This window comes from Eubacterium sp. An3, assembly GCF_002159465.1.
Classification (GTDB): Bacteria; Bacillota; Clostridia; order Lachnospirales; family Lachnospiraceae; genus Anaerobutyricum; species Anaerobutyricum stercoris.
In genome coordinates, this window is record NZ_NFIR01000039.1 from 1 (window position 1) to 22,410 (window position 22,410).

Sequence of the window (22,410 nt, forward strand, 5' to 3'; positions counted from 1 at the left end):
ACCCGAATTCTTAAGGTAAAAAGTAGTTATTATTATTCGAGATCCAAAACGGAGAACTGCTGATTTACGCTGAGTTTGGCAGTTCTCTTGGAATAACAATACTTCTGGGATAATGGGCCTTATTCGAGAACTGGAATAAGGCCCATGCCAGAAGAAAGTTTGACGAGGCGATGAACATTGTTCCAAAAGAACAGCGCAAGAAGTCCAACGCCTATCTGGTAATGAAACAGATCCAGGCAATCTACCGCGAGGAGGGGAAACTACAAGAACTCTCACCTGATGAGAGACTTATGCAGCGACAACTGGTTATAAAACCATTGGTTGATGCCTTATTTGTGTACCTCAAAAAAATGGAACCAACTGTTCCCTCCAACGGACAGCTACGAAAGGCATACACATATATCTTGAATCAGGAAAAATACCTCCGGGTATTTCTGGAAGATGGCGAAGTTCCGATCGACAACAACGCATCAGAACGTGCCATCCGAGGTTTCTGCATTGGCAAAAAGAACTGGCAGATGATCGACACCATCAATGGTGCGCATTCATCCGCAATCATCTACAGCATTGCGGAAACAGCAAAGGCAAACAACCTAAAACCGTATGATTACTTCCTATATCTCTTAGAAGAGATACCGAAACATATGGATGATACCGACCGGTCCTTTCTGGATGATCTGTTACCATGGTCACCAAATCTACCGGACGGAATCCGAAAGAACTGATAACCAGGGCTACCGTGAGGCGGCTCTTAATTTTTCAAGGTACTCGCTATTGAGCGTGTACAGACAGGCGGTAAAGCCGCCTGTTATTGACATGCCATCAATCAGATGGTATATATAAAAAGCCAGAAAGTATTCAAAACTTTCTGGCTTTATTTAAAAGCTTTTTCGTAATATCTATTTCTGATAGATGATTTTCCACAGTACCTACAACCTACAATATCACCCTTATGAGATAATATAAGAGAGAAAACAAAATAATTAAGATAGTTTACCTGATGGACTACAGGTTAATTTTATGGTTTTTGTAACCTTCTGTGTAACTCTTCCATTTACAGTTTTTTTCGCAGTCGCAGTTGCTTTCGCAGTCGCACCACTTTTGGAAGCAGAAGAGGAAGCAATACTCCAATATGGACCAGGGCTTGTAACAGAATCTGTCGCCTTCGTACATTTTGCAGTTTTACCATTATAAGAAAAAGTACCAGTTACAGTAACACTCCAAAGCACTGTACCATTGGCAGCCTTTTGTGTTGCCGTTTTCTTTCCTGTTATAGTAGACGCTCTAGCAATAGACGGAATCTCCTCAATCGTAATTTCAAAATAAGTTCCATCATCTAAATATTCTATTTCAGTGGTAGAAACCTTCTCGTATGCATAAGCACTAAACGATGAAAAAAACAAAATCAAGCAACAGGTAATAGTTGATAAAAATTTAAACAGTTGTTTTAAATACATAATTCTTATTCCTCCTTAGTTGTTTCAATTGATATTTCTTCAGTGGAAATTTGATAATTTAAAGCATCTTTATAATCTAAATAAGCCAAATAAGAAATATATATGTTATACAGTAACACCAAAATAATAAATAGACTAATGCCTAACTTTATAAAATGCGATATCTGTAATCTTTTTAACAAATACTTCTCATCTGCCCCTAAAAGATATTCCCCTGCTACATTAGAGGGCGAACCAAATTCCTGAATAATTTCTTCCTCGGATGCCTCCGGATTACGTTCCATATACTCATCAAGATAGGTATTTAATTCTTTCAAATATTTCCTCTCTTCTTTTCCATAAATAGGAAAACAATGCCGGATTTTTCTTATATACCTTTTTTTTAAATCCTTTTTCATAATTTTGTTTTTCCTCCTTATATTATCTATTCTCCATATCCAGATGGTTAAAAGAAAATATTTTTTGAATACCTTGATGCACTTCCAAATAATCTTGTATGAGTGTTTTCAAGAAGTCCTCTCCTGCCGGTTCTAAATGATAATAAACTCTCGTGAGCCGTTTTCCTACCTGTTTTTTATAATCAGAAATGTATCCCTTTTCCGTCAAACGATATAATGCTGGATACAAAGATCCTTCCGTAATGCTTATACTGTTTTCTGATTGCTTTTTTATTTTTTGCGACAACTCATATCCATAACAATCTTGGCTCCGTAACAAAATTAAAATTAGCATTTCCATAGAGCCTTTTTTAAAAGAATTTCTGTTTCTCACATATTTTCTCCTGCTATTGATTTTTTAGTTTATTATAATACACATCTGCCTCATAAATCAATACCCATAATAACAAGGTATTTATCATTGACAATACAATTAATGATATGTTATAGTTATTATAACAATATAACATATTCTACGAAGGGAGATGATTCCATTGGGAATGCTTTTTTGTTAAATAAAGTATATTGTTTGCCATTTTTTTCTCTACTTTTTGGAAATATTCCAAAAGTAAAAGTAAACTATGATTAACAAGGGCTAGTTATTCAATAGTGCTAGTTATTCTACACTATCAATCAAAATCTCTTGAAATCTTGAGTGATTATTTTAATTACAAGGAGGATTTTTTATGACAACTTTACGGAAAATAGGATATACATCACTTATGTTATCAATGATATTATGCATAGGTAAATCAGTTAGTGCAGCAGAACAGATTACCAGTTCCAAAATACCTGAAACTATGCAACCATATACAGAAATCCAATTTACCAGCAATAATAGCTATAAAATTCTAAAAGGTGGTGTCTCCAGAGGAATCAACTTACAGGAACAATTATTAGAACAAGGTTTGTTTAAAGAAGCAGACAAACTTGAAGCCGCATGTCAGGATAACGGTACAGCACAAACAGCTATCAAAGAAACTTATCCTGATCCTCAAAAAGGTATGAAAATTATTTACGGTTCAGATGGTCTTTTAACAGAGATATTAGATGAAAACGGACAGGAATACATTGACAATACTTCTAAAACCCAGTCTTCCAACGATGGTATTAGTTTACAAGCAACTGCTTCAAAAGTAAAAATTGCATCTTGGGGAGCAAATAATAATAGACTCTACCGCAAAACTACAGCAAATGGAACAAAAAAAATTGTTGGTTTTGGACGTGCAACTACATTTAACGATAAGATTGGTCAACGTGACCATACCCTTGTTAAAGGCGATGTTGCCACTAAAATGGCATACGATAACTGTAAATTTGGTATAGAAGTAAAAGTAAAAGCAAAGAAAAAAGGCTCTTCAACCATAGTATCTCATAATATGAAAAAATGTGATGTTGGTGGAATGCCAAATGCAATTGTGGATATTTGGAAAACAGGTGTAGAATATTGGGGATATACATACTCATCCAGTCTTTCTTTACCAGGAGAAGTAAAAATTGTCCATGCTGATCAATATTAATCTTTTCAGAAAAAAATATAATACCGTATTAATGTTGTTATATTGGATTATTGTGATAGTTCTTTTAAATGGATGCACAAGACATAATCAAGAACCATCTAAACTTTCTACCGAAAACTTAGATGCTAAGGAATACTTTTGTGATACTATTTCAATGACCATTACACATGCCACTGAGCAAAGCGATAGTTTTCAATCGGATGTTATTTTATTAGACACAAAAGATTATTCTTTGAAAACTATCGCAAGCATTCCCTATACTTCGCAATATCCTTTAACATGTTATTCGGCAAATCAAAACAAAGTTTATTACACTGCCTGTGCCAAAGATAATCATGGTGACGAAATTTTTAGCTATGACTGTGTTACTGGTAAAACAACTCAATTAACAGATAATTTTTTTGCAATTAATTATTTATACGTAACAGAAAATGGGTTGTTTATTAATGCTGTTTTACAGGGAGATAGCGATGTTGTACAACCGTTTTTTTATGATTTTCAATCTGAAGAGATAAATGATTTGTCATGGGATGATGATTTTTACGTTCGTAGTGCAGGAAAAAACGAAAATTCTTCTCGGATATTAGTGGCTGGACATTCAAATAAAGCAAAAGAAGAGATTTTTGATCAGGGTGATATTATTGGTATTGATAATTATATTTATATGTATACTTTACCAAATCTATCTCGAACAGAAATTCTTCACAAATCCAATTGTTATATAGATAGTGTGACAATGGAAGATAATATTTTAGTTTATCGTATCAGAAACCAAATATTTAATCCAACGTATACTACCTATGTCAGAAATCTTGAAACAGGGGAGGAAAACACCATTGAAATCAATGATGGTAAATCCATTGGTGAGTTCGTCGGTTTAAAGGATAATGAACTTTATTATGTCACTACAGATTATGTGGGAGAAGATTCTAGCAGTAACTTATGTAAAATAAATCTCCATAATGGAAAGACATCCATTATTTATCAAACAGAATTAAAACAGTGCATAAATAATGCTCAATTTGTAACATGGTAAATTATGTTATACATTTAAAATACGAGGAGGAAACGTTATGAAAATTAAAAAGATTACATCACTGTTTTTAGTTTTAACATTTGCCTTAACATCTCTTTTTATTCCACACTCAGTACAGGCAGCACAATCTATCACACCGGAACAGGCCTATCGACAATTTTTAGCAGAAAAAGTTAGTCAAAAAAAATATTTTCAAATTGTCAATATCGGGAACAAAAATACTCCTGTTTTAATAATAGGAAAGGGACAAAAAGATAACATAAATAATAAAACTTGTTTCCAAAATTGCAAGGTATATACATTTTCTAATGGCCAAATACAAAAAATGAAGGCTTTTAAAAATTATGGCGGACGCTCCATTAGCCTTAAAGAAAAGAATGGTAAATATTATTTAAATAATGGCCTTTCTGACGCTGCCACATTTTATACAATAAAAAAAGATAAAGTCATCACTCATGAATATTTTAATTGCCATAGCGCAAAGGGAAGCGATAAAACAAACAAATCCGTTTTTAAACGAAACGGAAAGGTGATAAAGAATCTGGGTTATCTCAAGGCTTCAAAATATGAAAAGCGCAGAGATTCTTATAAAACCATAGAATCCGTAATTAACTTTATACAAAATACAGAAGTTAATAGAAACAATATCACAAAATAAATTCATGAAAATTTATGGAATTAGTATTATATTTATCTGAATATATCATATTCATAAGAAAACACTTGGCAGTGTGAAATTTTCTCTGTAAATCGGTCTTCTATGATAATCGTCTGGGAGTAAATGGAGTTTTTTGCCATCTACTCCCGTGATTTATATATAACAAGAATCCGATGGTATGTTAAGATCGGCTCCATTTATGGAGCCGTCAGACTGTAGACAAAGTCCCCGTTTACTGCTTGGAATCAATCTTTTGTAGCCCGAGAATGATATTCGAACTTAATTCGGAAATGTCTTTGAAGGAAAGAGATGAATATGATAAAAGTTTATACCACAAGAAATGAACTTGAAGCAAATGCACTCATTGGACAGCTTCAAGGAAACAACATAAATGTATATGTCCATCAAAAAATACAGAAGAGTATATGAAAATAATTTGGGGATTTCCTGCAAATTATATCAATCTTTTTGTTAACGAAGAAGACTATAAAGAAGCAAAAGAAATTATACAGGATTTCCTCGATAGTTCAAAATTTGAAAAGGAAAATTTTTCCATACCATGGTACCGAAATCATAGATTAATTGCCGCACTGATTTTACTATGGTTTATAATCCTGACTCTGGTATTTTTTCTTTCTGATATACTTTAGATAATAACACTTTATCGGGAGTATACCAAAGTTTGTGTAAACCTTCAAACTTTGACATACTCCTTATTATTATGAGAATCTTCCAAGTATGGTTTCACATTTTACGCAATCCACATTTTCCCATAATCCCCATATGATACTTCATAATTTATATCTTCCAAAAACTAAGCATAAAATTGATATGCTGGTGGGATTACTTTCAGAACAAGAACGTTCTGCTCTTTTGGCACTATGTACGGAAAACATGCAGATTCGTTGCAAAAGAACTCAATATTTCTTATGTCACAGCACAAAATTGGCAAATCATAGCAAAATTAAAATTTATAGACAACTTCAACAAGATAAAAATTCATAACATTTATCCTCATAACTTTATTTTACCTAAGTAAGTGCTTTTCTATACTGCTTCATCTTCCTGCCATAAGTGCCCGACGATACTGCCGCATCTTTACAGCATCATGTAAAGCAAAGTATGTCTTGATATCTTGATTACTAAGCCCATCTTCCATACCGCCAATGATCTCCTCAATTTCTTCTGGCGGCAATAAGTCTGCATACCGTAGCAGGCAGTCAAAGATACTGCCAGACAAATCCCATGGGCCGTCCTCTTCCGGTTCCTGTTCGTAGTCTTCCTCATCAAGAAAGGGATAAGCGTCCGGCGGCGGCTCCATGACTGTCGTGTCCTTTCTCCCTATATCCTTTATCATCTCCTGCAGGTCGTCCTCCGTCGGGCGTGGGTCTTCGTTCCAGTTGGTGTATAAAAACTGCTGCATGTCCATCTCAAAAGTTTTAATAGAATCATCATTCTTCTCTGCTTCTTTGTAGAAATCAAATTCCTCTTTGGTCAGGATTCGGAGCTTTTCTTCCCCTTCCAACGTTTTGTACTGTCCCGTCTTTTCGTTATATACTACACGGACAGGATTTTTATATCCTTGTTCTCCTGCTATTTCTTTTGCCCTCTTAAATTCTTTTGTAGCAAATGGCCAGTTCTTCTGATCGTAGATCGGACGCCAGCCTTCTACAAAAAGGATACAGTCATCCTTCGGCATCCGTGCCACCTGCCCGGGTGTCATCAGCTTGATACCGCCTTTTTGCATCTGTAGATTGGAATTGTTGGAACTGAGCGCATATCCCAAATGCTCTGAACGGCTGTCAATGGTCATATCTTCTAACATCTCTGATATCCATTGGTGGGTGGTATGGGCGGCTGGCCCGGAACCCAGATAGACCATGACCGCACAGTTCCCGCAAAAAATCTCCCATTTATCGTTGGGGAATAACGTCTTAATCTGTGCTACATCTTGCAGGATCGGCACCATCGATATATTTCTGCTACGAATCTCCCCCAAAAGCATTTCAGAATCTGCCGGCTTTGGGCCGGCATAAAATTCGTCTGCCCAAAGTCGGACATGAATGGGAAGTTTTCCTTCCGGGCAGTCATTGTCCGCAATATCCCGGAGTACCCGGAAGAGCTGGGTATAGAACATGCTAATGAACAGGTTATAGGATGTATCCCCAGAACGCATGACGAGGAACAGAGCTGTCTTTTTCTCCGGGTTCCCATCTACGCCCAGCCCCAGGGACGGGATATCAATGTCATCATCCTCAAATATTCTCCGGATTTCCGGCAGTTCAAAAAGCTTGAGCTGTGCATTTACCATGATGATGATAGAGCGGACAGTCTCTGTCGCTCCCTCCTTCAATTTTCTGTAATCTCTCACTGGTGGATAATCTTCCCCATATACTCTGGACAGGCTATCCATTTCCTGCTGCAAGGCGGTTGTCCCATCCTCATCAATCTTTTTCGTTTCCATGTTGACCAGTTTCAAGATGTTATTCATTGTCCCTATCCGGCCCTGTTTTTGAGAAATAAGCCATTCATATTCAAACAATGCTTGTAGATACAGGGCAACTCCATCATCCCAAAAGGGGTCTCCTTTCATAGCGTCCGGCGGCTTTACCGACTGCTGGATATTGGTAATGATGCCGATTAGGTCACTATAATTTTTTATATAGCGGAATGGGTTATACCGGTGGGATTCCAGCGGATTTTTAAAGTTCAAGGCTTTTACCGTCACACCAATACTTTTCAGATAACCGCCGTATTCTTTTAGCAAGTCTCCTTTAATGTCAAGAATAATATTGCTCATATTAGGGTGAAACAGGTTTGGGATCAATTCTGAGGTCGTCTTTCCGGAACCGGAGCCACCAATGATGAGCATATTCATGTTGGATAGGATATCAAACCCAATCTGTACATTTCTGCTGACATAAGTGTTTCTCTCCGGGTCCTTCTTATCCCGGAGTGTTTTTGATGCTTTTTTTAAATCCGCCCAGTCGGCAACGCCATGCTCCGCCTCCGGATGGAAGTTTCGGTGATAGGTGATGTAGTAAGAGACGACCAAAACCCAGACGATCAGCCCTACCCCCATCACCGCTGGGGTATATTTGTTAAACCATGGATCGAGAGGGTGCAGGATAACATACAATAACTTGTCCTGATAATTCTGTACGGTCACTCCATCCATCACGAATAATCCGGAGATAAAATAAGACAATACTAAAAAAACAACCATGAGGGCAAACAAAGCTCCCCATGGCGTCTTCTTTTTCTGTGTTTCAGGCATATTTTTCCTCCTGCTTACCGCCTCAATACCGGTGGCGGTATGATATGTTCTGGCCGTTTTGCCGGATCCGGTTTATATCTGACAGCGATATCCGACGCACCCCCGGCCTTTTCCCTGGCAACTTTCGGCCCTTTTTCAGACTGCCGACTGCTTTTTCTGATTGGGGAACCTTTTTGTTGCTGACGGATATCCATTCTTTCCAGTTCCATTCCCTGTTGGTTGACTGCTTTATTCCGGGACAGGCTCTGCGCCTGGTCAAGATGCAGGGCATTCTCTTCCACTGTATCAAAATACTGTTTGGCAAAGTCTTTCCCCGGCAGGTCGCCCCAGGCTCGTTTCCCTGTCTCCGCGCCAATGACCTGCGGCGGCTCATCTTTCCGGATAAACGCCAGATAGGACTCTCCATCCCGTCTGACAAACACCTGTGATAACGGCAAAATGAGCAGGCGTTCCTTATCTTTGCCGCCCCATGTCCCCGGTACACGGCAGGCAAACTGTCCTTTTTGCCAAAAGTCCTGCAGATGGCGGGAGGAATTTTCCACCAATGTTTCATGGTCGATACTGATCGGGAGATACGCCGGGTCATTGGCATAGCTCTCAAAGGACGCCGCCGTCTCATTTTTTATTGCCCGGTTCTCCTGCAGTGTCTTTTCAATCTCCCCTTTTTCCTTTCCTTCATATTTTTGATTGGCTTCTTTATATTCTTTGTCTGCCCCGTCGATATAGGACTGCTCTGTCATCTCCCCGGTCTGGGCATACTCTGTCATGGTAATCGTGCTGTAATCTTCAATAGTTGTTCCTTCTTTTGCCAGGTCTTCTCGCATAAGTTTATACCAATGTTCTACCTGTGGAAGATCGCTATTGGCTACGATAACTTGTATCTGACCATCCCCGGCTCGAAGATCCGGCAAGGTGGCGTAGTTGATTCCCATCGCTTTAAAATCATCCTGCCATTCCCCTTTCATTGCTTCCAGTGGCAAAGACAGGATGCTCGTTCGTCCATTGGTCAAATTTCGCAGATCTCGAAGGTCTTTTTCCCCACCCTTCATCTCGTTTAAGATATGCCGTTGATACCATGCGCCAAATTTATCTTTATCTGGCTGGTAAACAGCCACCTGCAGCATCCCGTCTTCTTTGTTTAAATCCGGTAAGACCATATGCCGGACACCTAAATCCTGCAGCTCCTTTGTAATCTGTTCCGTATCCATCGTCGGGATGTTCATGATATCGTATTTCCCTTCCGTCAATTTGATAAACTCCGAAAAATCCTTCACAGCCCCCGACCGGAGTTTCCGCTCTGTAGCCTGACGGGCAAAATACTGCAAGAGCAGAATACCACCCATAGTGGTCAATTTTAAAAACGGGTCCATCCACCGGGCCGCCTGTTGGATACTCAGGAATACATCGCGGGTTTCCCGTTCTATATCCATTTCCGGTTCCCTCCTTCAAAAAATTTTTGTACTGAAATTCAGTACATTTCTTATTGTAGGCTCATATAAAATTTTTAATGATCAGATACTATATTCGTTCCCTATGCGCTTTCTGAAAAACAATAGCCAGCGTACTGAATTTCAGTACGCTGGCAGTACACCTCATAGTCTCTTTCCTTGTTCCGGCCGCCGTTTCGGCTCTTCCCTCTTTGTTTTTTCCGGGCGCATATCAAAACGCTCTGTGATACTTCTCTGACAGATAACGTCATAGGCCGAATCAGAAAAATTCATATAAGTTTCCAACCTATTTTCCCGGCATTCCTGTTTCAATGATTCCAAGACACCAAATGGCAGTGTTCCCTTATCAACAGCATAAATGCTGCTGGCAGACGCCGCACTCACTGCCACCATCCCCCGCAGAGCAGGGCTGACTGTATTGATATTGATTTGATGCGCTGCCAGCCATTTTTTCGCATTCAGCAAGGTTTTGGCCTGACTGTCGTAAAACTGCACCTGATCAGACAAACGGTCTTCTACTTCCACATGTTCCTGATTAACGGTATGCACCATTTCCGACAGTTCTGCCACAGATATCTGTGTCGGTACAATGATGACCTCATGAATAGATGACGGCAGGACATAATAGTCGCCGCCCATCAATTTCGATATCTTTTCTTTCATACCATCCTGGAATAAGATTCCTGCTCCATTATGTATTTTTTGGTTGGTCAAAATGAACATAGGGATCATTCCATTATCCAAATCTAATTTCTCATCTTCCCAGAGAAAATTATAGTATCCAGGTTGACCTGACATAAGATATATGGCATCTTCCATGTTTACTAAAACAGGCCCTCTTCGTTCATCTGCCCGCAGGGCATCCCGGTGTACAGTCTTTTCGTCTACACCCCATACTGACAATATATCGTTTGTGACCTGAAAATTCGCAGACATATCCTCCATCTCATATTCGATATGGTAGGTCAGGGCAAAATCCCCTTCTCGCCGGTATAGCTTTCCCTTCAGGCGTTCCTTGTTTTGATCATAATCACAGACCCTCATCTGCAGGCGTTCTTTGACTGCATCATACCGGCTGATATCCGAAAACAGTTCTTCCTTTTCATTTTCGACATTCGCCTGTACACGGACTTCTGCCAGCTCCGACAGGCATTCCTCTGTCAGTTTCCCCTGCCGGTATGCGTCATATAGATTATCCAAGTAAATTGCAGGTATCATTACCTCTCCAGGGCGCCGGATAAGAAGTGTTGTCAGATGAAGATCATTCAGTTTGACGTTCTCTACCAAGCTGATATCCGCGTATTGATAGGATTCCGGAAGATAGGTCCGAATGTTGTCCCTAATATAAATAAAAAATTCTTCCTTCCGCATCATTACTGTTCACCCTCTTTCTGCTTTTTTTCTGCTTTTTTTGCTTCCATCGCTTCTTTGTAAGCGACCATCCGCACTTTCCCTTTTTCTTTGCTCTCCTGTACATTTTCCATATCATAGATATATTGCATCCGATTTCCTCCTATAATTTTGGCCCGTACTGAATTTCAGTACGTTTCGCTTGTTCCTGTGTCTGTGCCGGCTCTTTTTCTTTTTCCATGGCAGCGATCTCTTTTTTCAAGGTATCATCATATTCCCGGAGCTGGCTGTTATTTTCCTTTATCTTTTCCAGATAGCTGAGGATCTGTTTCGCTTGTTCCATGAACTCCGTGTCGGTTTTCCTTATCACAATTTCACCAGCCGCCAACGCATCCGGATAAACGCCGAACACATAGCCCGCCAGTGCCAATGTCATCTCATCCGGCGTGGTACGCCCAGCTTCTATGGCGATAAGTTGTTTGCGCGTCAGCAGGAGCAGTCCGGCCATAGTGTCCGCATCATACCCTCTTTCTTCCCGAAGCTGCCGGATACATTCCCCCGCATTCCGTTTTTCTTTTCCATTTACAGGCATCGTACCATCTCCTTCCCCTTTTCCATTTTTTTTGACATTGCCTTTGTTTTTTCTGTTTCTTGTTTTGTCATCTCCTGCTGTTTTGGCGCTTCTTTTTGCTGTTCCTTCTGCAGGGACAACTGCTCCGTAACGGCCGTAATCGTCTCCTTTGCCGCGTTCCGTATGACGTCTAGGGACGCCCGAAGCTCCGGCAATTCCTTTCCACTGCTCCAGCCGGCGACGTAGGCGAAAGAATAATCCGATACATCTAACCCAAAATGCTGGCAGACCACGTAGGCGACACTCTCCGCCTGCACCTCTCTGGTAGACTGATCCGGCTGATCGGCGCGTTCTTCTTCCGTGGCATCCGGGTCGATGGCGTGCAGCCTGGCATGGGCGGTCTCATGAATCAGCGTCTTGATATTTTGTAATTCGCTCATTCCTTCCTGCAGGGCAATGCGCTTTTCTATCGGGTGGTAATAGCCATGGGCTTCTCCAGGGATATCCTCAAACCTCACCGGCACCGGAGAGGTTTCCCGGACTGCCGCAAAAAGATCTGCATACCCTTCCACATCCCCGGACAATTCCTTTGCTCCGTAATACTCCGGCAGGTCTTTTCCCTCTGTCTGGGAAATATCAAAAACAGAGACGACCTTAAAACCGGTGATGACCTTTTTTATCTTTTCTTCCTTGTCCGGATCTTCTGCCGTTTCCGTCCCGTTTATTTTGGCGCCGCCTTCCTCTTTTTCTTCTATTTTTACTTTCCGGGATATCGGTGCCAGGATCTTGATCCCTTTTTCCCCTTTCTTCACATGCCGTCCAAAATGGTTTTTCCACGCAGAAAAACCGGCCACCAAAGAGGCGTCCGGTTTCTGCATAGCGATTAACAGTACATTGTTAAAACTGTAGTTATAAAATTTTGACATGACTGACAGATATTCTTTATACTGGCTACTGTGGAAAACATCCTTCACCCCCTGCTCCAGTTTTTCCATCAGTTCCTGTATCTTGTCGGCCGGATTCCCCGATGACAGGATGATCGGGCGCACCGGTTTCGATCCCAGCATTTGCGCCTGTTCTGTTTCCGTTGCCAATCCATCTTCCTCCTCTCTTCCTTTTCGGTGTATTATCGGCTGTTCAGTTTACGCATTCGTTCCATCTGTTCTACCGTCAGTTTGGGCGAAGCGAACTGCTGGATCTTCCGGACACTGTCCCCCTCTTCCAGACACTGAAGCAGGTACTCCCGTTGTTCCTGGCTGTACTCCTTATCGCCTAAAAATGTTTCGATAAACTCCCGCGATTCTTTTTCCCGACGGCTCTTCCGGAAAAACTTCCGGAACCCGTTCCGGTATGTCGGTTCCACCTGTTCCTTGTGGACGTCAGCCCTTTTTTCTGACTTTTGGCTGGCAGGGGTTTCTCTTTCCTGGGGTAGAAGCGTCTCTTCTTTTTCCGTAGGGGCAGCCGATTTTTCTGTTTTCTTTTCCAGAAGTTTTTGCTGTATCTGCCGGTTTTCCTCCCGGAGGGAAGTTTCGGTTTCCTGCAGAGATTTTACATCCTGCTCCAGCCGTTGTATCTGTTTTTCTTTTTCCTGGATGACCTCATCTTTACTGGACAATGCAATTTTATTGGATTCCTTTTGTTCTTCCAGCAACGTTTTCTGCATTTCCAGCGTATAGGTCATGTGCTGTTCTACTGACTTTTGTACCTTTTGGCTTTCCGAAAAAACTTGTTTTACTTCCTGATACAGTTCGTCAATCTGTTTCCCTATCTCGGCGGTTTCGCCGTAAAGTTTTTGCAGATAGCGTTTCCGCTCTTCCAAGATGATATTTGCTTTTTCACGGCTGGTCCCTTTTAAACGGCTGAACATTTTTTGTATCTCTTGCAAGGGCATCCCATCTATGGCACAAAAATACAGACATTCACAGACCAGGCCGTCCGGGATTTTTTCAAGAAACTGCACGGTCTCGCCGGAAATGTGCAGCCATGACAGGACAGCACGGTGATGTTTCTGTGCCGTCAGTTTTTCCAGTGCCTCCCCGTTTTTTCCCTCTGCTGTAGAGACAGGCTCTTCCGGTCTGTTCTCTTTTTTCTTTGTATTCTCTTCCATAACTTCCGCCGCCGCGTACTGAAATTCAGTACGCTGTTATCTTACCGGCTTTTGTTCCACCTCCTCTGTTTTTGTCAGTCTCTTTTGTTTTTCCATTTCTTCTTTCATCATCCGGTTGACCATGCGCTTTTCCCGGCGGACTGCGCGCAGTCTTTCTTCCAGGGATTGTTTTTCTCTGTTATATTCGGAGAAAAAACCTTCCGGCATTTCCTGTTCCAGCCGGGACAGTTCTTTTTGCAAAGATACAGACCGACTGTCCCACTCCGGCAGGCGTTCCATCTCTTTTTTTAACTGCTGGTATTTTTCCAGCAATCCTTTATCACATACAGATGTCAATGCGTTTTTTCTATTTCGGAGCGCCGCCTCTTCCTTTTTGATTTCGTCCGCCCGTTTCTGCAGGTCTCCAGGATTTTTAATCCCCGTCTTTAACATATACCGGCACTCTTCATAGAGCCGGTCGATGTGGATAGCATTTTTCCGGACGTCTGCCTGCCGCATGGCGTAAGGGTTTTTCTCTTCAAGATAATGTCCGGCCCGATAAAAAATACCCAACTTTTTCTTTTGGTACGACGACAAAGGAGCCACAAGGTAATTTTCAAGGCCGGCCTGATAGGTTCGCGAAAGTCGTGAGGATAATGGTGGCTCTCCAGCCAGTTCCTTTTCCTTATTGGCAATCCTCTTTATGATGTCTTCCTTTGTATATCCTGGCCCCAGTCGGTAATCCCGTCTTCCATTTCCATATCCTGGCGCCTTGTACGTCACATACTTTTTCTGACGGATCTCATACCCGCACATCTGCATCTGCTCCACGAAATCATCCCAACTGGCCGCGCGTTTGATAAAATAATCAATATCCGCTTTGATGATCTTCGTTTCTGTGGGACGGCCTTCCTTTTCTGCGTAATGCTCCGCATAGGACTTTCCTTTCCTCCGTCCTTTCTTCTCATATATGAGGGGCGGCAGGCCATACCGTTCACAGATCCGGTCTGTGATAGGCTGGATAAATTTCTCCCAGTCTCTTTTCTCGTACCGGTATTTATAACCACTCATCCGGTTGACCGAATTAAAAATGATATGACCATGCATATGTGCCTGATCCGTGTGAATAGCAAACACATAGTCATAGTTTTCTCCCAGATATTTCCCACAGAAATCCCGGATGACAGCATATGCCTGCTCCGCCGTCGCTTCCCCCGGCGGGAAAGAGATGACAAAGTGATACCCCTGTCGACCGCCCTCTTTGTCCCATTCTTTTTTGGTATCCATCATGATCTGATAGACCTCTCCCGGCGTATCCCCGGCGTTGCCGCCAACCCACACATCCCCTTCTGTTTTATCTGGGTTCAGAATATAGGTGATGGCATTTTTCAGATGGGCAGCCCCGCCGCCTTTCGGCGTCCCGATGTAGTTTATTTTTGTGATGGCCATGATTTTTGTTCCTTCAGATTTTTTTCCAGCCGGAGAAACTCTTCCTCCACCTTTTTCAGATAGAAGAGCAGATTCTCTAAATCCATTGGGGTTGCATAGCCGGCATTGACTTTGGCCGCCACCTGATTGATGTTGACGCCGATCTTCCGCACCTGATAGGACAGCCCTTTTAGTTCTTTTTGGATGACCGCCGGGTTGTCGCTCCGGTCAAAGATACATTTCCGGATATAAGCGGAGACATTTTTCTTCTGCGTTTTTTTCCGTTTGATTTCCGTATCACCGTCTGCTAACCGTATAATCTCCTGATATTCTTCCGGTGTAAAAAGGATTACGAATCTTCGATCCCTGGCCAGTGGTATCCACCCCTTTCTGATTCGTCTTCCTCGGCAATATCAGAATTATTTTCCAAGTAAGACTCTTTTTCTTCTGAAAATTTTTCTGTCCCTGCCGGTTCCGTCTCTGTAAATTTTTCTTCTGTTTGGGCTTTCTCTCCCGAAAAATTTTTCTCTTCTCCTACAAACTCCCCGGCGTGCCTGGCGAGGAAACTTTTAAGCGCCTGTAATTTCGATTCGCTCATTTCCCCAAGCTGCTCTTCTACCATCGCCATCAATTTCCGGTTATCATCTTCTTCTTTTTTCTGTCTGGCATTTTTTAATTTTTCCAAAAGCTCTTTTTCATCCTCCAGGATTTTTTTCTTTTTCTCTCTGACCTTATAGAGCTTTTCTTCCAGTTTATTGATCTGCCCCTGCCAATCCATCGGCATCACCTCCATCTATCCATCCATCATTAATACGAAAAATTTTCTCCATATGAATCATCAATGGCAAACTCTTTTTTGCAGAGCGCATGAAGTTCTTTTAGTTCCTGCTGGATATTTTCCAGTTTCTTTTCAATTCTTTCTTCTTCCGTAAAATGCAGGATTGCTGCATTAACATAACTGGCTTCTGTGGGATATTTTACACTGTTCCTTTTTTTCAGTTGCTCCACTGTTTCTTCTGGAAGGCGAAAATGTTTTTGTATCAACATCTGTTTTCCTCCTGGTCTTCCTATATTTTTTTATGTACCACTTTGGTATTTTGTGTACCTATCCGGTAGTTTTTTGTGTACCATCCAGGTATTTTGTATACCACTTTGGTATTTTTCTATGTACCACATCGGTCATTTATTGTGTACCCATGTGGTAAATTGTGTACCATATAGGTAGCTATTTGCGTACCTGATCGGTAGTTTTATCCAGTAAAAAGCCGTAGGCTTTTTGCAAGATACGCATTTTATTACCATAAATGCATCTTGTCAGGGGACACCCCTGATACCCCATTTTCTTTTATCCAGAATCCCTTTCACGATTTCCCTACACTGCTTGCTCCACTATAAAAGGTTTCCTGTATCCATTCATCGGCAGCCACATCATACAATCTCTGCATTTTTTCTTCATAGTTTTCCAAAAAGAACAGATAAAACCGATCTGCCGCCTCCGAAGCAATTCCCAAAAAAGTTTTCTTTTCCAGTGCTTCCCCTTTTTCTTTTAAGTGCTGGAAAAAAACTCGTTTGCAATTGATTTCTCCTGCGCGGATATACAGATTTGTTTTACTTTCCTTCATCAAATTCAAAAAATATTTTTCGTATTCATACGTAATATCTTCTTTGTTCATCACCTTCACCTTCCTTTTATTATCTTCCTTATTCAATCAGAGAAAAATGATACTTTCCGCCTTCGTAGATGACTTCGATTTTTTTGCGATCAATGCGGGCCGTTTCAAACTCCAGGATAGTTTTATATCCGGTCTCTGTTTTTTCTACAGAAGAAACAAACATATTTCTTCTCTCTTCTCCATTTTCATTTAAAAAGATCCCCAGGTCATGCTGCAGCGTTGTCATGTCTGCCACACTGGATAACGCCTGATCCACATCTGTGATATTGGCGTCACCAAAGTTTATGATCTCTGTTCCTTCACTGGAATATTCTGGCTCTGCTTCTGATACATTTTGATTGGCTTCCGTTGTTGCAACACCGCCATATTTTTCTATATCTGGGATTGGATCAGAAACAGACAAAGTAAATGTTTTTGCTTTTTTATCATAAGCTACCTGGAGGATTGTTCCCGCCACATCATCAAGCTGAAGATAAAAGATTGCCGTTCCTTCTGCATCTTCCTTGTTATCTTCCACTTTCCCTAATGCCAGTACAGTTGTTGCAGTCAAATGATTGTTTCCCATGAAGGCAGCCACCTGGTTTTTGAAATCCGTTGTATCCAGCGGGAGATAATAAATCTTCCCCAGATTCAAAAACTTATATGGATTTTTCTTTTCCTCTGTTGTAGATTCCGGTACATTGGTTATCTCTGTTGTTTTCTCTTCTGCTGTATTGGTTTCTATTTCCTCTGTTGTTTTTTCCACCCCTATTCCCACGCTATCATCCTGCCGCAATAAAAATAGCCCCAGGCAAATGCACAGGGCTGCAAGAAGAATGACGACCAGGATTCCAAACAGGAACTCTTTTTTTCTCATCGGATTCCCACTTCCTTTCTACTTTTTTTATTGGAGATGTTCTCGTGCGTACTGAATTTCAGTACGTTTTTTTCGTTGGACTTTGAAAAAATCTTTTCAAAATTTTCAGCACGGATGTTTTTCCGTGTACAGAATTTCTGTACCGTCAATCATCAAAAAAGTTCTTTTGCAGGTTGACGGCTTTCACAACAGTCGTGTTTGCCCACTCCGGATGATATCTGGTGATACTCTTACCGGAGCCATACCATGACGCTTTGTTGACACAAAATTCCACGACACAGTGGCCGTATTCATGGCCCCAGGTGTTACAATCCGGATCATCCATATCTTTGTGTTCCCCAATGATGGCGTGGATGACCTTTCCGTTCTTCAGGACAAAATCTACTTCATCGCCAATCTCCCCAAAGGTAGAAGTGCAGGCGATCACATACCGGCCATTGATGACGCCGAATCCATTCCGGTCATAGGGTTCCCCACTCTGAATACGCAACTCATACTGTCTTGTTCCATGATAAGTAATCATATTCCATCCCATGTAAGAGTAAACATCTCCCAGTCCTTCCGGCAGTGTGATGGTCTTTCCCGAACCGTAAGAGTCCTGGTCTTTTAACCGGAGCACTGTCGTCAGCTCCGTCCAGCCCATGTTTCCGACACGGATGCCGCGGACAAACGGTCCGCTCTCTGCTTTATTGTCTGACGTCTGGTTATGTCCCAGATCATACCATAGTCTCTTCCCCTGGCTGTTTTTCCCGGCATAGACATTGGTATGCCCTTTCCACAGACAGATATCTCCGGGTTTGATATCTTTCTCGGAAAGATCTTTCCCGATCCGGTAAATATCATAATATTTCTCCAGCCGTTCCCGCACCGTACTGCTGCAGGTGAGCTTCCCATTCTAGTTACTGTAAAAATACTGTCCTTTTTTCAGTGTCCCAAACTCCTGCATACACCAGGCAACATACATCGCGCAGTTTGTCTTCCTTGCCTTTTCCCTGGCTTCTTCAAATGTATTTTTCAGATTGGAATTGGAATAGACCCAATCTCCATCCCCAACGATCGTATCCGCGATTTCTTTGCATTGCGCCAAAAATTCGGAGACTGTCCCGTATTCGCTGACACCGGTATCCGGATAAGCCGGCTGCCCATATCCCATGATACCTGCGTAATTCAGATCATAATGCGCCCGTATCACCTGGTCATTTTTATTGCCCTCAATGGTATGTACCACACCATTTTCTGTGTACTCTACAATGCCGACATGATGGGAAACACCCACATGGTCGTAATCAAAGTAGACGATATCTCCCGGCTGTGGTTCATAGGTTCCATTTGACGTCTGGTATTCCTGATGGCTGATAAACCATTGCCGGCCAGTCTCACAAGATGCTGTCTTTGGAAAGATCCCCATATCGACAAACCCACACTCGTTAGCGCACCAACTCACAAAGGCATGACACCATGACATACCGTTGGTTCCGGTGTACTCCCCATACTTTGTCTGGTTCCCGGCTCCCTCATGATATCCAATCTCTTCGATGGCGACAGCCACGATGCTCTCACCGGTACCATAAGCATAGGTGGTATCTACTGCCGAAAAAATACTGGTAAGCAGCGCAATGACTGTCGTGACAATGACTGCCAAGATAAGAAGCGGGATCAGGATCAATAAAAAAACAGACAAGACGGCGGCAAATGCCTGGACAGCAATGACTGCCACCGCTAATAATCCTGTTGCGGCCACCGCCGCCGTATAGGCTAGGGCATCGGTCGGCGTTTCCATCTGCCGATGGGATTCTTTTACACTGTCAATCTTTGACTGTAGGCGGATTCTCTGGTTTTCTACTGCGGTATTCTGAAACCGGATCCGCTCCGCGAACATACTTGCTGCTTTCTTTGCTGCCGCCCCGGCGATTCCTGCCTGCAGGGGGACAGATGCTGCCGACACCACTTTTTCCCCGGCTTGACTGGATATCCGGACAGGATTACCCATTGCAGATTGTCCGGATATTCCTGCGGTTGTCTGGCTATTTGTCCCTGTACTTGTTGTCCTACCCCTCAAACTTTCTCTCGGAGTGGTGGGATGGCTGTTCTCTTCCTGCCGCTTGCCCGTGATTGCCGCCGCGCCTGCTTTTTTCCTGGCGGTCTGCCCTGGCAATCCCCCTTCCCCGATGATCTTCTTGGCTTTCGGCCTGCGCCAGCCATGCGTCCGATACGTTTCCTCTTTTACAAACAGCCGGGCCGTTTCCTGTATCGCTTCCCTGCCGGCTGCTCCTGGCAGTTCCTCGCTGAAAGCCGGTCCCTTCTTTCCGGCTTTCCTACGGATGGCACGGAGGGCCTGTTCTTTGTAAAATTGTTTTTTAGCTTCCGGCAATTTCATCCATTTTTTTTGTAACTTTTTAGGAAGGAACTGGACAGGATCCTGCTCCTGTTCTCCCTCCTCTTTTCCCTGTCCCATAGGGTCGGCATATTTCCCGGCGCGGCGGATACCATCCTTAGAAATCTGGAACCCGCTCTTTACAACCGTAAACGTGGAATCTCTGCTCTTTTTTATTCCCATACTCATCCCACCTTTTTATATCGCGGACGTTCCTCTGTCTGGCTCTCCACAAGTTTTCCCTGCTCGACCAGATAGGCTAGCTGTGCTTCCGCTTCATCCTGTGTGACATCCAATACCGATAAGATATCCCTGGCACTGATCTCCGCGAAATCAGCCATCTGCAGGATAATCTGCTCCGTCCGGTCTGCTTCTGTATAAACAGGCTTCTCCGCCGGCTCCTGTCCAGCCTTTTCTGCTTGCGCTGCCCGCTCATGGAAGTTCGTCGAGATCAGGGAATATAACGGATTATCTTTCGATATTCGCATATCAAAGAGGACGACTTTTTTCCCCCAGACCATGACGCCCTGTCCCACCTGGTCGGTGCTCAGTGCGTCAAACTCCGTTTGGGATAACTCCTGGATCTCCCGTAGGGCGTTGGCGTCCACGCCGCCCTGGTCTAAGAAACATTTATAATCACAGTTTGAAAAAAGCTCTGTCAGTTTTTCATCATTAAGGGCTGCTGTCAGGTTCTGCATCGACATGGTACAGATCCCGCCGAATTTCCGGTAAGTTGTGACTGCCGTATTAAGCTGCGCCGCCGACGTTCCCTTCTGGCAGATAACCTGTGTCTCATCCACTACGAAATGGACGGCCCTCTGAAATGCCTGGTTGTATTCAATCCGAGAAGAAGTATAGTGCATGACCGTCAGCATGACCGCCTCCCAGTTATCCTCCGGGACATTTTTAAGGCCAAACCCCACCAGCCGGTTATCCAGCCGGATGGTGGATGGATGGGCCAGCATGTCACAGCTTCCTTCCGTATACTCTTCCAGGCAGTTATAAATGGTCTGTAAGATCTCACGGTTGTGGCTGTCCTGCCCGGCCTCCCCTGATAAGATCGCTTGGATTTCTTCCCGGAGCATTTTTAAAGTAGGCTGTTTCCTTAACTTTTTCTGTGCGAATATCTTTTCATACATGATAGATGTAGCCCGGCTCACATAAGTAGCATGTTCCTGTGTAAACAGGATGTTGTTCATCGTAGCCGCCACAAGGCTTTTGGCGTAAGCAGTCTGGGTCGCCACAAATTTTTCCTTCGTCTTTTTATCCGCATAGAAAACTTCCTCTGTCAACTCGAATCCGTTTAAGTTCATCCCGTTCTTCGGTGTCAGGTCGAAGTAAGCGCCGCCCAGTGCGCGGATAATCTCCTCAAACTCATTCTGCGGGTCTAAAACCAGCACATCATCATCGGTGGCGATGAGGGTCTGTAAGATTTCCGTCAGTTTGATGATGACTGATTTCCCGGATCCTGTATGGCCGATGATGATACCGTGGGGATTCTTTAACAATTTCCGGTTGCCGAAAATTAACCGTTTAGTCGTTCGGTTAATTCCCATAAAATATCCACCCAGGTCGATGATATCCTGCGCATAGTAAGGCTGCAGGGCGACCACAGAGGATGCCAGAAAGAAACGCATATAGTCCACCTGCCGCCCGCCATACGGAAGGGCGGTATTCAGAGCTTTCAACTGGAACCAGTCTGCGGTCTCAATGACCACGCCTTCTTTCCGTCCGATGGCCTCCATTTGGCCGACACGTTCCGCCAGTGTCTCTTCATCCGGGGCAGTGACGACCAGAAGGAAATTGACAAAGAAGCCGGTCTCATCGTTGTCATTGATCTGGTCGGCGTATTCTTCGATCTTTTCCTTCCGTTTCTGCAGGCGGTAGGATGGACCGGTAGAGATCTGGTTCCGTTTTCGCTTTTTTTCTTCCTCGTTGCTGATGGCACGCTCATTGTTCATGGACGCAGACCCCAGCTTGTCCTCGATAATGTCCGGAAGCACCGGCGCATAGTCCAGCGTCAAAAAAGACGGGAACTCCATATGGGAAAAGCTCCGGATAAAACTGTCCGCGTCGATGGATCCCCGGTATTTATGCCCGAACAGGACAGACACATAGGTATCTGGTCCTATGTCAAGAAAAAGTACAAATTAAATATGCCCTTTTAATGTTGAGTTACCCTGCTAAAGCTTCAGCTCTTTCATCTAATGCTGCATAGTATTCTTTTTCATACTGATCT

Annotated in this window: 24 protein-coding genes and 1 pseudogene; 6 read left to right on the forward strand and 19 right to left on the reverse strand. The window is 42.9% G+C overall.

From position 1 onward, the window contains the following. Positions 1 to 152: 152 nt before the first annotated feature. Positions 153 to 533 (forward strand): annotated as a pseudogene (locus tag B5F87_RS21750) (transposase); the annotation flags it as partial. Next, the gene (locus B5F87_RS21755) at positions 519 to 725 is read left to right on the forward strand and encodes a transposase domain-containing protein (protein WP_343215787.1); all 207 of its coding nucleotides are present in this window, start codon (positions 519 to 521) and stop codon (positions 723 to 725) included. The pseudogene B5F87_RS21750 and the gene B5F87_RS21755, both read left to right, overlap by 15 nt. A 258-nt stretch (positions 726 to 983) precedes the next feature. On the opposite strand, the gene B5F87_RS18265 is transcribed toward B5F87_RS21755, so the two are convergent. Genes B5F87_RS18265 through B5F87_RS18275 form a run of 3 tightly spaced genes read right to left on the reverse strand, consistent with a single transcriptional unit; the run spans position 984 to position 2,228 of the window. Further along, the gene (locus B5F87_RS18265) at positions 984 to 1,457 is read right to left on the reverse strand and encodes a hypothetical protein (protein ID WP_087283584.1); all 474 of its coding nucleotides are present in this window, start codon (positions 1,455 to 1,457) and stop codon (positions 984 to 986) included. A gap of 5 nt (positions 1,458 to 1,462) precedes the next feature. Beyond that, positions 1,463 to 1,855, reverse strand: a complete 393-nt coding sequence (locus B5F87_RS18270) for a DUF6120 family protein (RefSeq protein ID WP_087283586.1) — start codon at positions 1,853 to 1,855, stop codon at positions 1,463 to 1,465. Between the two features lie 22 nt (positions 1,856 to 1,877). Beyond that, positions 1,878 to 2,228 carry a PadR family transcriptional regulator gene (locus tag B5F87_RS18275; RefSeq protein WP_242964577.1) on the reverse strand — a complete coding sequence of 117 codons (351 nt, stop codon included), beginning with the start codon at positions 2,226 to 2,228 and terminating at the stop codon, positions 1,878 to 1,880. Positions 2,229 to 2,580: 352 nt separating this feature from the next. Here B5F87_RS18275 and B5F87_RS18280 point away from each other — a divergent pair, with 352 nt between their 5' ends. The 4 genes from B5F87_RS18280 to B5F87_RS18295 all read left to right on the forward strand — a co-directional run bounded on the left by B5F87_RS18280 (position 2,581) and on the right by B5F87_RS18295 (position 5,758). Beyond that, complete coding sequence (locus B5F87_RS18280; RefSeq protein WP_087283588.1) at positions 2,581 to 3,414, forward strand: hypothetical protein; 834 nt, start codon at positions 2,581 to 2,583, stop codon at positions 3,412 to 3,414. Beyond that, positions 3,392 to 4,450, forward strand: a complete 1,059-nt coding sequence (locus B5F87_RS18285; RefSeq protein WP_143405284.1) for a hypothetical protein — start codon at positions 3,392 to 3,394, stop codon at positions 4,448 to 4,450. The genes B5F87_RS18280 and B5F87_RS18285 overlap by 23 nt, the downstream gene beginning before the upstream one ends. A 37-nt stretch (positions 4,451 to 4,487) precedes the next feature. Continuing rightward, positions 4,488 to 5,108 (forward strand): hypothetical protein, encoded by a 621-nt coding sequence (locus B5F87_RS18290; protein WP_087283592.1) that lies wholly within the window; start codon positions 4,488 to 4,490, stop codon positions 5,106 to 5,108. Between the two features lie 425 nt (positions 5,109 to 5,533). Continuing rightward, on the forward strand, positions 5,534 to 5,758 hold the full coding sequence (locus B5F87_RS18295) for a hypothetical protein (protein WP_087283594.1): 225 nt from the start codon (positions 5,534 to 5,536) through the stop codon (positions 5,756 to 5,758). Positions 5,759 to 6,165: 407 nt separating this feature from the next. Here B5F87_RS18295 and B5F87_RS18300 read toward each other — a convergent pair whose 3' ends face one another. The 16 genes from B5F87_RS18300 to B5F87_RS18370 all read right to left on the reverse strand — a co-directional run bounded on the left by B5F87_RS18300 (position 6,166) and on the right by B5F87_RS18370 (position 22,213). Further along, entirely contained in the window at positions 6,166 to 8,385 is a 2,220-nt protein-coding gene (locus B5F87_RS18300) for a type IV secretory system conjugative DNA transfer family protein (RefSeq protein WP_087283596.1), read from the reverse strand. Positions 8,386 to 8,399: 14 nt separating this feature from the next. Then, positions 8,400 to 9,815: a hypothetical protein gene (locus B5F87_RS18305; protein WP_087283597.1), complete on the reverse strand. Its 1,416-nt coding sequence runs from the start codon at positions 9,813 to 9,815 to the stop codon at positions 8,400 to 8,402. Between the two features lie 162 nt (positions 9,816 to 9,977). Then, positions 9,978 to 11,207, reverse strand: a complete 1,230-nt coding sequence (locus B5F87_RS18310) for a DUF5688 family protein (RefSeq protein ID WP_087283599.1) — start codon at positions 11,205 to 11,207, stop codon at positions 9,978 to 9,980. Continuing rightward, positions 11,207 to 11,335: a hypothetical protein gene (locus B5F87_RS21610; protein WP_275532343.1), complete on the reverse strand. Its 129-nt coding sequence runs from the start codon at positions 11,333 to 11,335 to the stop codon at positions 11,207 to 11,209. Before B5F87_RS21610 ends, B5F87_RS18310 begins: the two co-directional genes overlap by 1 nt. Positions 11,336 to 11,346: 11 nt before the next feature. Beyond that, positions 11,347 to 11,775, reverse strand: coding sequence for a helix-turn-helix transcriptional regulator (locus tag B5F87_RS18315; RefSeq protein ID WP_087283601.1), 429 nt, complete (start codon positions 11,773 to 11,775; stop codon positions 11,347 to 11,349). After that, positions 11,766 to 12,848 (reverse strand): ArdC-like ssDNA-binding domain-containing protein, encoded by a 1,083-nt coding sequence (locus B5F87_RS18320; RefSeq protein WP_087283603.1) that lies wholly within the window; start codon positions 12,846 to 12,848, stop codon positions 11,766 to 11,768. Before B5F87_RS18320 ends, B5F87_RS18315 begins: the two co-directional genes overlap by 10 nt. 32 nt (positions 12,849 to 12,880) lie before the next feature. Next, the gene (locus tag B5F87_RS18325) at positions 12,881 to 13,861 is read right to left on the reverse strand and encodes a hypothetical protein (RefSeq protein WP_087283605.1); all 981 of its coding nucleotides are present in this window, start codon (positions 13,859 to 13,861) and stop codon (positions 12,881 to 12,883) included. Positions 13,862 to 13,897: 36 nt separating this feature from the next. After that, positions 13,898 to 15,289 (reverse strand): relaxase/mobilization nuclease domain-containing protein, encoded by a 1,392-nt coding sequence (locus tag B5F87_RS18330; RefSeq protein WP_087283607.1) that lies wholly within the window; start codon positions 15,287 to 15,289, stop codon positions 13,898 to 13,900. Next, entirely contained in the window at positions 15,271 to 15,441 is a 171-nt protein-coding gene (gene mobC, locus B5F87_RS21095; RefSeq protein WP_158097098.1) for a plasmid mobilization relaxosome protein MobC, read from the reverse strand. Before mobC ends, B5F87_RS18330 begins: the two co-directional genes overlap by 19 nt. Positions 15,442 to 15,617: 176 nt before the next feature. Next, positions 15,618 to 16,046: a hypothetical protein gene (locus tag B5F87_RS18340; RefSeq protein WP_087283611.1), complete on the reverse strand. Its 429-nt coding sequence runs from the start codon at positions 16,044 to 16,046 to the stop codon at positions 15,618 to 15,620. A gap of 29 nt (positions 16,047 to 16,075) precedes the next feature. Continuing rightward, positions 16,076 to 16,315 (reverse strand): hypothetical protein, encoded by a 240-nt coding sequence (locus tag B5F87_RS18345; protein ID WP_087283613.1) that lies wholly within the window; start codon positions 16,313 to 16,315, stop codon positions 16,076 to 16,078. A 314-nt stretch (positions 16,316 to 16,629) separates the two neighbouring features. Continuing rightward, positions 16,630 to 16,941, reverse strand: coding sequence for a hypothetical protein (locus B5F87_RS18350; RefSeq protein WP_087283615.1), 312 nt, complete (start codon positions 16,939 to 16,941; stop codon positions 16,630 to 16,632). A gap of 28 nt (positions 16,942 to 16,969) precedes the next feature. Continuing rightward, the gene (locus B5F87_RS18355; RefSeq protein WP_087283617.1) at positions 16,970 to 17,797 is read right to left on the reverse strand and encodes a hypothetical protein; all 828 of its coding nucleotides are present in this window, start codon (positions 17,795 to 17,797) and stop codon (positions 16,970 to 16,972) included. Positions 17,798 to 17,942: 145 nt separating this feature from the next. Continuing rightward, positions 17,943 to 18,665, reverse strand: a complete 723-nt coding sequence (locus B5F87_RS18360; RefSeq protein ID WP_087283619.1) for a hypothetical protein — start codon at positions 18,663 to 18,665, stop codon at positions 17,943 to 17,945. Positions 18,666 to 18,692: 27 nt separating this feature from the next. Next, complete coding sequence (locus B5F87_RS18365; RefSeq protein ID WP_158097099.1) at positions 18,693 to 20,354, reverse strand: CHAP domain-containing protein; 1,662 nt, start codon at positions 20,352 to 20,354, stop codon at positions 18,693 to 18,695. Between the two features lie 2 nt (positions 20,355 to 20,356). Then, on the reverse strand, positions 20,357 to 22,213 hold the full coding sequence (locus B5F87_RS18370; RefSeq protein ID WP_087283624.1) for a DUF87 domain-containing protein: 1,857 nt from the start codon (positions 22,211 to 22,213) through the stop codon (positions 20,357 to 20,359). Between the last annotated feature and the right edge of the window lie 197 nt (positions 22,214 to 22,410).

Coding starts and splice junctions, on each gene's coding strand:
- B5F87_RS21755 (WP_343215787.1), top strand. CDS start 519: ATGATCGACACCATCAATGGTGCGCATTCATCCGCAATCATCTACAGC.
- B5F87_RS18265 (WP_087283584.1), bottom strand. CDS start 1,457: ATGTATTTAAAACAACTGTTTAAATTTTTATCAACTATTACCTGTTGC.
- B5F87_RS18270 (WP_087283586.1), bottom strand. CDS start 1,855: ATGAAAAAGGATTTAAAAAAAAGGTATATAAGAAAAATCCGGCATTGT.
- B5F87_RS18280 (WP_087283588.1), top strand. CDS start 2,581: ATGACAACTTTACGGAAAATAGGATATACATCACTTATGTTATCAATG.
- B5F87_RS18290 (WP_087283592.1), top strand. CDS start 4,488: ATGAAAATTAAAAAGATTACATCACTGTTTTTAGTTTTAACATTTGCC.
- B5F87_RS18295 (WP_087283594.1), top strand. CDS start 5,534: ATGAAAATAATTTGGGGATTTCCTGCAAATTATATCAATCTTTTTGTT.
- B5F87_RS18300 (WP_087283596.1), bottom strand. CDS start 8,385: ATGCCTGAAACACAGAAAAAGAAGACGCCATGGGGAGCTTTGTTTGCC.
- B5F87_RS18305 (WP_087283597.1), bottom strand. CDS start 9,815: ATGGATATAGAACGGGAAACCCGCGATGTATTCCTGAGTATCCAACAG.
- B5F87_RS18310 (WP_087283599.1), bottom strand. CDS start 11,207: ATGATGCGGAAGGAAGAATTTTTTATTTATATTAGGGACAACATTCGG.
- B5F87_RS21610 (WP_275532343.1), bottom strand. CDS start 11,335: ATGCAATATATCTATGATATGGAAAATGTACAGGAGAGCAAAGAAAAA.
- B5F87_RS18315 (WP_087283601.1), bottom strand. CDS start 11,775: ATGCCTGTAAATGGAAAAGAAAAACGGAATGCGGGGGAATGTATCCGG.
- B5F87_RS18325 (WP_087283605.1), bottom strand. CDS start 13,861: ATGGAAGAGAATACAAAGAAAAAAGAGAACAGACCGGAAGAGCCTGTC.
- B5F87_RS18330 (WP_087283607.1), bottom strand. CDS start 15,289: ATGGCCATCACAAAAATAAACTACATCGGGACGCCGAAAGGCGGCGGG.
- B5F87_RS18340 (WP_087283611.1), bottom strand. CDS start 16,046: ATGGATTGGCAGGGGCAGATCAATAAACTGGAAGAAAAGCTCTATAAG.
- B5F87_RS18345 (WP_087283613.1), bottom strand. CDS start 16,315: ATGTTGATACAAAAACATTTTCGCCTTCCAGAAGAAACAGTGGAGCAA.
- B5F87_RS18350 (WP_087283615.1), bottom strand. CDS start 16,941: ATGAACAAAGAAGATATTACGTATGAATACGAAAAATATTTTTTGAAT.
- B5F87_RS18355 (WP_087283617.1), bottom strand. CDS start 17,797: ATGAGAAAAAAAGAGTTCCTGTTTGGAATCCTGGTCGTCATTCTTCTT.
- B5F87_RS18365 (WP_158097099.1), bottom strand. CDS start 20,354: ATGGGAATAAAAAAGAGCAGAGATTCCACGTTTACGGTTGTAAAGAGC.
- B5F87_RS18370 (WP_087283624.1), bottom strand. CDS start 22,213: ATGGAGTTCCCGTCTTTTTTGACGCTGGACTATGCGCCGGTGCTTCCG.